At 71.1% G+C, this 12,127-nt stretch carries 11 protein-coding genes; 1 reads left to right on the top strand and 10 read right to left on the bottom strand.

Annotated elements, in window-relative coordinates; translation table 11 throughout:
- Positions 1 to 29: 29 nt before the first annotated feature.
- Positions 30 to 2,444: a glycosyltransferase gene (locus E0D90_RS05490; RefSeq protein ID WP_130796809.1), complete on the bottom strand. Its 2,415-nt coding sequence runs from the start codon at positions 2,442 to 2,444 to the stop codon at positions 30 to 32.
- Positions 2,441 to 3,922, bottom strand: coding sequence for a glycosyltransferase family 29 protein (locus tag E0D90_RS05485; RefSeq protein WP_227870012.1), 1,482 nt, complete (start codon positions 3,920 to 3,922; stop codon positions 2,441 to 2,443). The genes E0D90_RS05490 and E0D90_RS05485 overlap by 4 nt, the downstream gene beginning before the upstream one ends.
- 260 nt (positions 3,923 to 4,182) lie before the next feature.
- Between E0D90_RS05485 and E0D90_RS05480 the strand changes: the two genes are divergently transcribed.
- On the top strand, positions 4,183 to 5,076 hold the full coding sequence (locus tag E0D90_RS05480) for a bifunctional helix-turn-helix transcriptional regulator/GNAT family N-acetyltransferase (RefSeq protein WP_130796808.1): 894 nt from the start codon (positions 4,183 to 4,185) through the stop codon (positions 5,074 to 5,076).
- Positions 5,077 to 5,228: 152 nt separating this feature from the next.
- On the opposite strand, the gene E0D90_RS05475 is transcribed toward E0D90_RS05480, so the two are convergent.
- From E0D90_RS05475 to E0D90_RS05440, 8 genes are all read right to left on the bottom strand, one after another.
- On the bottom strand, positions 5,229 to 5,558 hold the full coding sequence (locus E0D90_RS05475; RefSeq protein WP_103504137.1) for a metal-sulfur cluster assembly factor: 330 nt from the start codon (positions 5,556 to 5,558) through the stop codon (positions 5,229 to 5,231).
- Complete coding sequence (sufU, locus tag E0D90_RS05470) at positions 5,555 to 6,007, bottom strand: Fe-S cluster assembly sulfur transfer protein SufU (RefSeq protein WP_103504139.1); 453 nt, start codon at positions 6,005 to 6,007, stop codon at positions 5,555 to 5,557. The genes E0D90_RS05475 and sufU overlap by 4 nt, the downstream gene beginning before the upstream one ends.
- A 16-nt stretch (positions 6,008 to 6,023) precedes the next feature.
- Positions 6,024 to 7,292, bottom strand: a complete 1,269-nt coding sequence (locus E0D90_RS05465; RefSeq protein WP_103504140.1) for a cysteine desulfurase — start codon at positions 7,290 to 7,292, stop codon at positions 6,024 to 6,026.
- Positions 7,289 to 8,053 (bottom strand): Fe-S cluster assembly ATPase SufC, encoded by a 765-nt coding sequence (gene sufC / locus E0D90_RS05460; RefSeq protein ID WP_103504142.1) that lies wholly within the window; start codon positions 8,051 to 8,053, stop codon positions 7,289 to 7,291. The genes E0D90_RS05465 and sufC overlap by 4 nt, the downstream gene beginning before the upstream one ends.
- Before the next feature lie 7 nt (positions 8,054 to 8,060).
- Entirely contained in the window at positions 8,061 to 8,402 is a 342-nt protein-coding gene (locus E0D90_RS05455; RefSeq protein WP_103504144.1) for a non-heme iron oxygenase ferredoxin subunit, read from the bottom strand.
- Entirely contained in the window at positions 8,399 to 9,547 is a 1,149-nt protein-coding gene (gene sufD, locus E0D90_RS05450; RefSeq protein ID WP_103504146.1) for a Fe-S cluster assembly protein SufD, read from the bottom strand. The genes E0D90_RS05455 and sufD overlap by 4 nt, the downstream gene beginning before the upstream one ends.
- A 173-nt stretch (positions 9,548 to 9,720) precedes the next feature.
- Positions 9,721 to 11,142, bottom strand: coding sequence for a Fe-S cluster assembly protein SufB (gene sufB, locus E0D90_RS05445; protein WP_103504147.1), 1,422 nt, complete (start codon positions 11,140 to 11,142; stop codon positions 9,721 to 9,723).
- Positions 11,139 to 11,930 (bottom strand): helix-turn-helix transcriptional regulator, encoded by a 792-nt coding sequence (locus E0D90_RS05440; RefSeq protein WP_130796807.1) that lies wholly within the window; start codon positions 11,928 to 11,930, stop codon positions 11,139 to 11,141. The genes sufB and E0D90_RS05440 overlap by 4 nt, the downstream gene beginning before the upstream one ends.
- Between the last annotated feature and the right edge of the window lie 197 nt (positions 11,931 to 12,127).

Below are 12,127 nucleotides of genomic sequence, written 5' to 3'. Positions count from 1 at the left end.
GGCCGGCGGCCGGCGGCCGACCACGAGCCTCACCCCAGCAGCGGGCGCAGCCCGGCCAGGTTCTCCTCGGTCGTCCTCCACAGCAGCCGCTGCCGGTCGTGCACGTCCGCGACGGTGGCCTCGTGCCGTTCCAGCAGGGCTCCGGCGCGCTCGGTCAGCAGCTCCCCGAGGTGCCGCTCGTGCACGGAGACACCCCAGTCGGGGCGGTCGATGTCGCGCAGGAAGTAGCCGAGCTTGGGGTGGGAGATCAGCGACACGATGGGCGTGCCGACGCCGAAGGGGATCATCCCGGCGTGTCCCCGGGCTCCGATGACCAGGCGGGTCCGGGCGTACTCGCTGAGGATGCGGTCGGTGGACCAGTCGTACATCGGCAGCACCGGCAGGGTGATGCCGTGCTCGCGGCGCAGGTCGGTGACGAAGGTGTCGTCGGTGACGGCGTGCGCGGCGTAGCGGACCTCGGCGTGCTCCCCCAGCCTGCGGACGGCGTGCGCGAGCTGGGCCAGGACGTGGCCGTAGTCGTGGCCGAAGCGCAGTCCGGCCCGGTCGAAGGCGATGTTGAGCAGCACCGTGTCGTCGCGTTCGGCGGGGTCGCGCCATCCGGGCACCAGTTGGCGGGCGACGGTGGTGGGGCAGGGCTGGTGGACGACCTTGGCGCGCAGTTCGGGCGGCAGCAGGTCGCGGACCCGTTCGACCGAGCCGTGGTTGCGCAGGCCGAAGAAGGCGGCCTTCTCGACCAGGGTGCGCAGGCTGCGGGTGAACCGTTCGCGGGCGTAGCCCTGGCCCTCGAAGGTGTTGTAGCCGACGGCGAAGACGGCGACGGGGACCTCGACGCGGCGGATCGCCTCGTCGGTGACGTTCCACTGCCAGGCGCTGTTGCCGTTGGGCGAGGTGTCGGGGATGAACAGTCCGCCGCCGCCGATGACCAGGCCGCGCTGGCTGTTGATCCGTTCCAGGGCGGCGTCGTCGACGTGCCGGTGGACGTGCTCGCTGTGCCAGGCGCCGGGGCCGATGTCGTCGCCGAAGCAGCGGCGCACGGCCTCGGGGAGCACCTTGTCTCCGGCGTTGCCCTGACCGTCCATGTAGAAGGCGACGTGGGCGAGCCTGCCGCCGCGCGTGCCTCCGGGGTCGCTGCGGCCGTTGAGTCCGGCGGGCGGCGCCTGTTCGGGGCGGCCGCCGCCGCTGACGGGGGCGGTGCGGCGGTGGAGGATGCCGCACATCCGGTCGGTGGGATCGGCGGTCAGGCCGGCCAGCGCGTGGCGGGCGGCGCCCTCGTCGTCGTGGAGTATCCAGCGCAGCTGGGCGAGGCGGGCGTGGGCGCGGGGCGCGGTCGCCGGGTGGGCGGAGGCCAGCAGCAGGTGGGTCTCGGCGTCCTGGTAGCGGGAGCAGGCCATCAGCGCGTTGCCGAGGAGGGCATGGGTGCGGGCGCGGCCGGCGGGGATGTGGCGAGGGCCGAGGACGTCGGCGGCCTCCTGGTAGCCGCCCAGCTCCATCAGTGCCTCGGCGAGCTGGTGCGCGATGTCGAGACCGGCTCCGGCGCGGACCGCCTGCCGACCGAAGTGCCGTACCAGCTCGGGGTGTTTGCGTCCGGGGAGGGCGAAGAACGCCTCGCGCACCCCGGCGTCGTCCAGGTCGTAGCGGTGCCACGCCTCCTCGGCCGGGCCGTAACCGGTCTCACCGCCCTGCCAGGGCTTGTGGCGTCCGGTGTAGTGCAGGACGGCCACGTCCTCGGGGACGGGGCGGTTTCCGGCGAGGCGGCGTTTGACGTAGTTGTAGCGGGCGTCGACGCGGACGAAGTCCCCGGCGAGCAGGGCGTTGAGGATGCCCTGGTCGTGCTTGTCCAGTTCGTAGGCGCCGCTGAGCCCGGTCTCGTCGATGCGGGCGCAGAAGGCGTCGGTGAGGAACTCCTTCTGGATGACGAGGAGTCCGCTGTTGAGCTTGTCCTCTCCGTGGAAGAACTGGGCGACGGCGCCGAGCCCTTCGCGCATCCGCAGCAGTTCGTCGAGCCGGTCCAGCACCACCATGTCGGTGTCGAGGGTGATGACGGTGTCGTAGTCCCGGACGGTGAAGACGTCCAGGATGAAGTACGCCTTGCGCACGAGGTAGTTGTGCGGGTCACCCTTGACGAACCCCGCGTAGTGCTCGTGGCGGACGGGGCGCAGCACGACGCGGGGGTGCAGGGCCCGTATGCGGGCCACGGACTCGGGCCGCAGGTCGTCGTGGAGGACGACGAAGTCCTCGCAGAGTTCGGGGTTGGTGAGGGCGAGGCTGCGCAGCAGGGTGAGGAAGCCCGGCAGGTAGTTCTCGTCGACGTAGGAGGCGAACGCGATCCGGCGCTTGAGCGGCTGTGCCGCGGGGCGCGCGGAGTTCGGGTCGGTGCTGTCCGGCACGGCGCCTCCCGGCACGGCGGCACGGGTCGTGGCCGGGCTCGGCGTGGTGGTGCTCATCGGAGGGCGGTCCTCATCTCGTCGGTGTGCCGGGCGCGGGCCATGACCCAGTCGCGTTCGCGCTGGTAGCCGTGGACGGAGGTGATGGGCAGCTTCATCGCGCCGGGCAGCCGGTAGGCGCCGGAGGCGTAGAAGTCGAAGCCGATCAGGTCGATGCGGGTGCTGACGTCGAGGAAGTCCAGCAGCCAGAGCATGTTGAAGCCGCTGGTGGGGATGGTCGGCCACTCCTCCTCGGTGAGCCGTCCGATCTCGCGGACCGGCCAGCGCAGCGAGCGGTCGCCGACATGGCGCTGCGCGCCGGGGACCAGGCGGCGCCGGACGCTGTGCTGCCAGGCGCTCGCCCGTCCGCCGAAGACGAGCCGGGTGGTGACGGGCACGTCCCAGTTGAAGTTGTGCTTGTGGATGGTGGCGTGGATGTCGGTGCGGCTGCCGGTGGCGGGCGGGTCGATCCGGAAGGAGTTGAAGCGGACGACGAGGTCGTAGTCGTCGATCCGGGTGCCCATCGAACCCTCCGCGACGCGACGGGAGTTGGCGACCAGGCAGATGGAACGCCCCGCCAGCTGGTTGCGCAGGTCGCTGAGGCCGATGACGCGGGCGCCGCCGAGCAGCGGCGCGGGGGCGGGTTCGCGGTCGGCGAGCCGGCGGTGTTCGGCCCACGCGGCCAGCAGCCTGAGCGGCGGGGGGCCGCCGGCGGGCGGGTGTTCGGTGAGCAGGTCGACGATCTCGGTGAGCGCGTCGCCGAGTTCACCGAAGGGGCGGCGTTCGTCCGTCATCACGATCAGGGCGGCGGTCATCCGTTCCGCCGCGGCGGCCGGCTCGCCCGCCTCGCGCAGGGCGAGTCCCTCGGCCCACAGGTCGCTGCGCCCGGCCCCGGCGGCGCGGGCGGGGGCGGTGGGGTGGAGTTCGCGGAGCAGGTCCAGGCACTCCCCCAGCCGGTCCCGGCTGGCGCGCAGGCCGTCGATGCGGGCTCCGGTGCCGTGGTCGTCGGCCGAGCACAGCGCGAGGTACTTCTCCAGCGCGCGCACCGCCTCGGCGTCCTCCCCCAGCGACTCCAGGACGCGGGCGCGCAGCCGCCATCCGGCGCGGGAGCCGGCGCGCACCCCCAGCAGGGTGTCGGTGACGCGGAGCGCCAGCCGTCGCAGGTCGTCGGTGCCGACGGCGGCCGCGGCGCGGCCGGTCTGGAGGAGCGCCTCGAAGAGTTCGGGGTGGGCGGCGGCCCAGCGTCCGTCGGGGCCCAGCAGTTCCGCGGCCTGCTTCGGGGAGGCGGCGGCCTCGGCGTAGGCGGTCAGCAGCGTGCTCACCGCCTCGGCGAAGCGGGCGCGGGCGGGGTCGGGGTTGCCGCTCTGCTGCCCGCCGGCAATGGCACAGTCGCGGACGCGGCGTGCCAGTTCGGGTGTGGCGGTCTCCTCCGCGTCGGCGGTGGCGGTCCTGTCGGCCTCCGTCTGGCGTCGCGCCGGTTTTCCGATTCTCAGCTGCACCCGTCAGTCTCCTCCCCATGCGCCGCAGATCCGGCGTCGGCACGGGCACGGTAGGCAGCCGCCGTGACCGCGTTCGGTGCGCGGGGTGTACGGGGGGTGAACGGCGCCGCACGAAGAGCATGAAGCCGACGTTGCGGCCGCCCGACGGCCCGGCTGCCGGGCCCCGCACGCCGGGCGTACGGGGACGGTCCCCCGCACCGGCATGGGACCGGGACGGGGGCCGGACACGGCGCCACCAACCCTCTGACTAGAGTCAGAGGATGGACAGTGCACAGATCGACGGGGTGCGGCGGTTCAACCGCACCGTCACCGAGCGCGTGGGCGTGCTCCACGATCGCTACCTCGGCCGTGACCGGCCCATCGGCCAGGCCCGGCTGCTGTGGGAGATCGGCGACTCCGGGCAGGACGTCCGGCGGCTGCGCGAGCGGCTCGGTCTCGACTCCGGCTACGTCAGCAGGCTGCTGCGCTCCCTGGAGTCCGACGGTCTGGTCACGGTGGAGCCGGGGCGGCGGGACCGCCGGATCCGCGCCGTCACCCTTACCGAGGCGGGCCGCACGGAGCTGGCGACGCTGGACCGCCGGAGCGACGAGCTGGCCGGCTCACTGCTGGTGCCTCTCAACGACGGCCAGCGGGCCCGGCTGGTCTCCGCCATGGCGGAGGTGGACCGGCTGCTGACCGCAGCCACCGTGACGCTGGACGACATCGACCCGGAATCCACGGACGCCCGGGACTGCCTGCGGTCCTACTTCACCGAGATGGAGGCGGTGCTGCCCACCGGGTTCGACCCGGAACGGAGCCTGCTGCCCGACGCGGGCGAACTCCGCCCACCCCGCGGCCTGTTCCTGGTGGCACGCAGCCACGGTGAGGCCGTGGGCTGCGCCGGGCTGAAACTGCCGCGCGACGCTCCCGCCGAGATCAAGCGGATGTGGGTCTCGCCCCAGGCGCGGGGCCTCGGCCTGGGCCGCCGGCTGCTGACCGAACTGGAACTGCGAGCCGCCGGGCAGGGGCGGACCCTGCTGCGACTGGACACCCACCACACACTGGAGGCGGCCGTCTCGCTGTACCGGGCGTGCGGCTTCCGCGAGGTGCCGGCCTTCAACGACGAGGGTTACGCGGACCACTGGTTCGAGAAACGGATCACCGCCACCGGATGACCGCTCCGCGCCCCACGGCGCGCACGCCGACCCGTCGCACCACCGCCGAAAACGCACATCGCCCGCCGCCTCCGGCCCGCGCGGAGCGGGAGGAGGCGACGGGCGAGGCGCGTGCGGGCGATCACCGGCCAGGGGCCGGGCCGGACGCTTGATCAGACGTTGAAGCCGAGCGCGCGCAGCTGCTCGCGCCCCTCGTCGGTGATCTTGTCCGGGCCCCACGGGGGCATCCAGACCCAGTTGATCTTCAGTTCCTTGACCAGGCCCTCGGTGGCCGACTTGGCCTGGTCCTCGATGACGTCGGTCAGCGGGCAGGCCGCCGAGGTCAGCGTCATGTCGAGCGTCGCCGTGTTGTCGTCGTCGACGTGCACGCCGTAGATGAGGCCGAGGTTGACCACGTCGATGCCCAGTTCGGGGTCGACGACGTCGTACAGCGCCTCGCGGACCTCCTCCTCGGAGGCGGGCTTGGCAGTGATGTCGGTCATGAGGTCTTCTCCTCCAGTGCCTGGCCGGTGGCGTCCTTCCATGCCATCCAGCTCAGCAGCGCGCATTTCACGCGGGCCGGGTACTTGGACACGCCGGCGAACGCCACGGCGTCCTCCAGCAGTTCCTCCATGGCGTCGTCCGGGGTCAGCTGCCCCTTGGACTGCATCAGTTCCAGGAACGACTCCTGGACGCGGCGGGCCTCGTCGAGGTCCTTGCCGACCAGCAGTTCGTTCAGGACCGACGCGCTGGCCTGGCTGATCGAACAGCCCTGCCCCTCGTAACTGACGTCGGCGACCGTGTCGCCGTCCAGCCGCACCCGCAGCGTGATCTCGTCGCCGCAGGTGGGGTTCACATGGTGCACCTCGGCGTCGCCCTCCCGCAGGCCACGCCCGTGGGGGTGCTTGTAGTGGTCCAGGATCACGTCCTGGTACATGGAGTCCAGCTTCACGTCGCTACCCGCATCCTCACCCGAAGAAGTTCCGAACGTGCTCCAGCCCGTCGGCCAGGGCGTCGACCTCGGCCGGGGTGGAGTACAGATAGAACGACGCACGCGTGGTCGCCGGAATTCCGTACCGCAGGCAGACCGGGCGGGCGCAGTGGTGGCCCACCCGGACCGCGATGCCGAGTTCGTCCAGCACCTGCCCCACGTCGTGGGGATGGATGTCGCCGAGCGCGAACGAGATCGCCGCGCCCCGGTCCTCGGCCGTCGGCGGGCCGATGATCCGCAGCCCGGGGATGTCCTTCAGCCGGGACAGCGCGTACTCGGTGATCGCGTGCTCGTGCGCGGCGATCTTCTCCATGCCGATGGCGGAGAGGTAGTCCACCGCCGCGCCCAGCCCGACCGCCTGCGCGATCGGCGGGGTGCCGGCCTCGAACTTGTGCGGTGCCGGTGCGTAGGTGGAGGAACTCATCGAGACGGTCTCGATCATCTCGCCGCCGCCGAGGAACGGCGGCAGGTCCTCCAGCAGCTCCTGCCGCCCCCACAGCACGCCGATGCCGGTGGGCCCGCACATCTTGTGTCCGGTGAAGGCGACGAAGTCGGCCTGGAGCGCCTGGACGTCCAGCACCATGTGCGGCGCCGCCTGCGAGGCGTCGATCAGCACCAGCGCGCCGACCTCCTGGGCGCGCCGGACGATCGCCTCGACCGGGTTGTGGGTGCCCAGGATGTTGGAGACCAGCGTGAACGACACGATCTTGGTGCGCTCGGTGATGATCTCGTCGATCGCCGAGAGGTCCAGCCGGCCGTCGTCGGTGAGACCGAACCACTTCAGCTTCGCGCCGGTGCGCTGCGCCAGCAGCTGCCACGGGACGATGTTGGAGTGGTGCTCCATCTCGGTGATGACGATCTCGGTCTGGTCGTCGACCCGGTAGGGCTCGTCGGCCCAGCCGAGCATGTTGGCGACCAGGTTCAGCGACTCCGAGGCGTTCTTGGTGAAGATCACCTCGTCGCGGCTGGGCGCGTTGACGAACGCCGCGACCTTGTCGCGGGCGCCCTCGTAGAGCGCGGTGGCCTCCTCGGCGAGCACGTGCACGCCGCGGTGGACGTTGGCGTTGTGGCGCTCGTAGTAGCCGCTGAGCGCGTCGAGCACCTGGCGCGGCTTCTGCGAGGTCGCCGCGTTGTCCAGGTACACCAGCCGTTTGCCGTCGTGGATCTCCCGGTCGAGGACCGGGAAGTCCTTGCGGATCGCCTCCGTGTCCAGGAGGCCCGGGAGCACAGGGCGCGGGGTGGTCATGACGATGCGCCGCCCTTCACGTACTGCTCGTAGCCTTCGGCCTCCAGCTTGTCGGCCAGCTCGGCGCCGCCCGACTCCACGATCCGGCCCTTGGCGAACACGTGCACGTGGTCGGGCTTGATGTAGCGGAGGATGCGGGTGTAGTGGGTGATCAGCAGGGTGCCGGTGTCGCCGCCGGAGCGGACCCGGTTGACGCCCTCGGAGACCACGCGCAGCGCGTCGATGTCGAGGCCGGAGTCGGTCTCGTCGAGGATCGCGATCTTCGGCTTCAGCAGCTCCAGCTGCAGGATCTCGTGGCGCTTCTTCTCACCGCCGGAGAAGCCCTCGTTCACGTTGCGCTCGGCGAACGACGGGTCCATCTCCAGACCCGCCATCGTCTCCTTGACCTCCTTGATCCAGGTGCGGAGCTTGGGTGCCTCGCCCCGGATCGCGGTGGCTGAGGTGCGCAGGAAGTTGGAGACGGAGACGCCGGGCACCTCGACCGGGTACTGCATGGCGAGGAAGACGCCGGCGCGGGCGCGCTCGTCGACGGACATCTCCAGGACGTCCTCGCCGTCGAGGGTGACGGTGCCGCCGGTGACGGTGTACTTGGGGTGTCCGGCCAGCGAGTAGGCCAGGGTGGACTTGCCGGAGCCGTTGGGCCCCATGATGGCGTGGGTCTCACCCTGCTTCACGGTCAGGTCGACACCGCGCAGGATCTCGGTGGGGCCGCCTTCGGCCTCGACGGAGACGTGCAGGTCGTTGATCTCAAGGGTAGCCATGGGGAACTCAGGACTCCTGGGTGACGGAGACGAGCACAGCCGCGTCGGGGCCGTCTCCTTCGATCTTTACGGGGTAGACAGAGATGGGGCGGGTGGCCGGGAGGCCGGACGGCTCGCCGGTGCGCAGGTCGAACATCGAACCGTGCAGCCAGCACTCGATCTTGCAGTCGTCCACCTCGCCCTCGGAGAGCGAGACGTTGGCGTGCGAGCAGATGTCGTTCACCGCGTGGACCTCGCCCTCGGTGCGGACCACGGCCACGGGGACGCCGTCGAGTTCCACCCGCTTAGGGGTGTCCTCCTCCAGCTCCCCGAGCGCGCACGCCCGTACGAAGGCTCCGGTCGCGGTCATCCGATCGACTCCGCCAGCTCGGCCTCCAGCTTCGCCACCAGGCGCTCCTCGACGTCGGGGACGCCGATCTGCTGGAGCAGCTCACCGAAGAAGCCTCGCACCACCAGCCGGCGCGCCTCCTCCATCGGGATACCGCGCGCCATCAGGTAGAACAGCTGCTCGTCGTCGAACCGGCCGGTCGCCGAGGCGTGGCCGGCGCCGACGATCTCGCCGGTCTCGATCTCCAGGTTGGGGACCGAGTCCACGCGCGCGCCGTCGGTGAGGACGAGGTTGCGGTTGAGCTCGTAGGTGTCGGTGCCGGTGGCGGCCGCGCGGATCAGCACGTCGCCGATCCACACCGCACGGGCACCCGCGCCCTGCAGCGCGCCCTTGTAGGCGACGTTGCTGCGGCAGTTCGGGGTGTTGTGGTCGACCAGGAGCCGGTGCTCATGGTGCTGGCCGTCGTCGGTGAAGTAAAGCCCGTAGAACTCCGCCTCGCCGCCGGGCCCGGCGTACTCCACCCGGGGGTGGAGCCGGACCAGGTCGCCGCCGAAGGTGACGACCACGGACTTGAAGGTGGCGTCCCGGCCGACCAGCGTGTTGTGCTGCGAGCAGTGCACCGCGGTGTCGTCCCAGTCCTGCACCGAGACCACGGTGAGCTTGGCGCCGTCACCGACGACGAACTCCACGTTGGCGGCACGGACGGTGTCACCGGTGTGGTCCAGCACGATCACGGCCTCGGCGAACGGCTTCAGCTCGAAGATCGTGTGGCCGAAGGAGACGCCGCCGGTGCCGTGCAGCGAGACGCGTACCGGCTCGGTCAGCGGTTCGGCGACGGTCACCACGGTGGCCTTCTCGAACGCGCTGAACGCCTGGGCGGCGACCCGGTCCACGGGCTTGCCGGCCCGGCCGATCCGGGCGTCGTCCCGGCCGACGGACTCGACCGTCACGCCGTCGGGGGCGTCGATCTCCGCCTTGAGCGCGCCGTCGGCGACCGCGCTGCCGTCGTGGAGGCCGCGCAGCCGCTCCAGAGGAGTGAAACGCCACTCCTCCTCGCGGCCGTGCGGCACGGCGAAGTCCGCCACGTCGAAGGACGGCGGTGCGCTCATCCGGGTGGCGACGGTGGACTCGGCAGCCGCCGCCGTGTGATTCAGGGCCTCAGCCATGGCTGTCGTGATGCTCGCTTTCTGCTTCGGTTCTCGCTCCCCGCGCGCCGGTCGCCTCCGGCCGCGGGCGGTGTGCCCGGACCGTCGGCGAACGCCCAGGGGCCTTGCCAGCGGGCTCCCTCGCGGAGCCGGGGGACACCGGCGGGCGGCAGCCGCCGCCCGCCGGTGTCTTCCTAGCCGACGGAGCCCTCCATCTGCAGCTCGATCAGCCGGTTGAGCTCCAGCGCGTACTCCATGGGCAGCTCCTTGGCGATGGGCTCGACGAAGCCGCGCACGATCATCGCCATCGCCTCGTCCTCCGAGAGACCGCGGCTCATCAGGTAGAAGAGCTGGTCGTCGCTCACCTTGGAGACGGTCGCCTCGTGGCCCATCGTCACGTCGTCCTCGCGGACGTCGACGTAGGGGTAGGTGTCGGAGCGGGAGATCGTGTCGACCAGCAGCGCGTCGCACAGGACGTTGGACTTGGAGCCCTCGGAACCCTCGCTGATCTCGATCAGGCCGCGGTAGGAGGTACGGCCACCGCCGCGCGCCACCGACTTGGAGACGATGTTGGAGGAGGTCCGGGGCGCCATGTGCACCATCTTGGCGCCGGCGTCCTGGTGCTGGCCCTCGCCCGCGAAGGCGACGGACAGCGTCTCGCCCTTGGCGTGCTCGCCCATCAGGTAGATGGCCGGGTACTTCATGGTGACCTTGGAGCCGATGTTGCCGTCGACCCACTCCATCGTGGCGCCCTCGTAGGCCACCGCGCGCTTGGTCACCAGGTTGTAGACGTTGTTCGACCAGTTCTGGATCGTGGTGTAGCGGCAGCGGCCGCCCTTCTTCACGATGATCTCCACGACCGCCGAGTGCAGCGAGTCGGACTGGTAGATCGGGGCGGTGCAGCCCTCGACGTAGTGGACGTAGGCGTCCTCGTCGACGATGATCAGCGTCCGCTCGAACTGGCCCATGTTCTCGGTGTTGATCCGGAAGTAGGCCTGGAGCGGGATGTCCACGTGCACGCCCTTCGGCACGTAGATGAAGGACCCGCCCGACCACACGGCCGTGTTCAGCGCGGCGAACTTGTTGTCGCCGGCCGGGATCACGGTGCCGAAGTACTCCTGGAAGATCTCCGGGTGCTCCCGCAGCGCGGTGTCGGTGTCCAGGAAGAGCACACCCTGCGCCTCCAGGTCCTCACGGATCTGGTGGTAGACGACCTCGGACTCGTACTGGGCGGCGACACCGGCGACCAGCCGCTGCTTCTCCGCCTCCGGGATGCCGAGCCTGTCGTAGGTGTTCTTGATGTCCTCCGGGAGGTCCTCCCAGGACTGGGCCTGCTTCTCGGTGGAGCGCACGAAGTACTTGATGTTGTCGAAGTCGATGCCCGACAGGTCCGATCCCCAGTTGGGCATCGGCTTCTTGCCGAACAGCTTCAGCCCCTTGAGCCGGAGCTTGAGCATCCAGTCCGGCTCCGACTTCTTGCCCGAGATGTCGCGGACGACGTCCTCGGAGAGGCCGCGCTTCGCCGTGGCGCCTGCGGCGTCAGAGTCGGCCCAGCCGTATTCGTAGGTGCCCAGTCCGTCGAGCTCGGGGTGAGCGGTCTCCGTGGGGAGCGTCATGCGGGGTTCCTCCCGGCGGTGCGTGATGGTGCGGTCCTGGACGCGCGCGGCGCCCTGGTGCCATGGGGCTTGCGGGGTACGTAGGTGGTGCACACGCCGTCGCCGTGGGCGATGGTCGCCAGGCGCTGTACGTGCGTGCCCAGCAGGGTGGAGAAGATCTCCGTCTCCGCCTCGCAGAGCTGCGGGAACCGCTCGGCGGCGTGCGCGACCGGGCAGTGGTGCTGACAGAGTTGTTCGCCCGCCGAGCCGGGGGCGGAGCGGGCGGTGGCGGCGTAGCCGTCCCGGGACAGCTCCTCCGCCAGGGCGGCGGTGCGCTGCTCGGGCGGGACCCGGTCGAGGGCCGCGCCGTACTTCTCGGCGAGGGCCGCGGCGCGGGCCCGGGCGAAGGCGAGAACCGCGGCCTCGCCGAGCTTGCCTCCGCCTGCGCCGCGCGCGATCCAGCGCATCGCCTCCACGGCCAGTTCGTCGTAGGACTGGTCGAAGGCGTCACGGCCGCCGTCGGTGAGGGCGAAGACCTTGGCGGGCCGGCCGCGTCCCCGCGACCCGTAGACCCGCTTCTCCCGCGGCTCGACGATTCCCTCGGCGACCAGCGCGTCCAGATGACGGCGGACGGCCGCCTGGGTGAGTTCCAGCCGGGTGGCCAGTTCGGCGGCGGTCGAGGGCCCGTGATCGAGGATGGAGCGGGCGACGCGGCGACGGGTGCCCTGCTGCTCCTCGGGGCCCGCGGGCAGCGCGGCAGCGGCGACCGGGCTGGTCACCGTGGGCTGACGCTCGCCGACGTTTTTCACAACGCCATTGTTGCGTAATTCCCGATCGCTGGGCAAGCCGCGCCCGAACCCTGGAAAATGCCGTGCATCACTTAGGTAAACCTAAGTTTCGCTGGAAATTCGGAGCCGCCGAACAAACCGGCGCGACGTCACGGAACGCGGTGCGGCGCCAGGGCCGGGAGGCGTCACCCCACCGGCGCGCCGGTAAACCTACCGCC

Origin of the sequence: Streptomyces otsuchiensis, from assembly GCF_004305975.1 — a bacterium.
Lineage (GTDB): Bacteria > Actinomycetota > Actinomycetes > Streptomycetales > Streptomycetaceae > Streptomyces > Streptomyces otsuchiensis.
Note: the sequence above shows the minus strand (reverse complement) of the source record. Positions and strands in the feature narration are given on the sequence as shown.

Coding starts and splice junctions, on each gene's coding strand:
- E0D90_RS05490 (WP_130796809.1), bottom strand. CDS start 2,444: ATGAGCACCACCACGCCGAGCCCGGCCACGACCCGTGCCGCCGTGCCG.
- E0D90_RS05480 (WP_130796808.1), top strand. CDS start 4,183: ATGGACAGTGCACAGATCGACGGGGTGCGGCGGTTCAACCGCACCGTC.
- E0D90_RS05475 (WP_103504137.1), bottom strand. CDS start 5,558: ATGACCGACATCACTGCCAAGCCCGCCTCCGAGGAGGAGGTCCGCGAG.
- E0D90_RS05465 (WP_103504140.1), bottom strand. CDS start 7,292: ATGACCACCCCGCGCCCTGTGCTCCCGGGCCTCCTGGACACGGAGGCG.
- sufC (WP_103504142.1), bottom strand. CDS start 8,053: ATGGCTACCCTTGAGATCAACGACCTGCACGTCTCCGTCGAGGCCGAA.
- E0D90_RS05455 (WP_103504144.1), bottom strand. CDS start 8,402: ATGACCGCGACCGGAGCCTTCGTACGGGCGTGCGCGCTCGGGGAGCTG.
- sufD (WP_103504146.1), bottom strand. CDS start 9,547: ATGGCTGAGGCCCTGAATCACACGGCGGCGGCTGCCGAGTCCACCGTC.
- sufB (WP_103504147.1), bottom strand. CDS start 11,142: ATGACGCTCCCCACGGAGACCGCTCACCCCGAGCTCGACGGACTGGGC.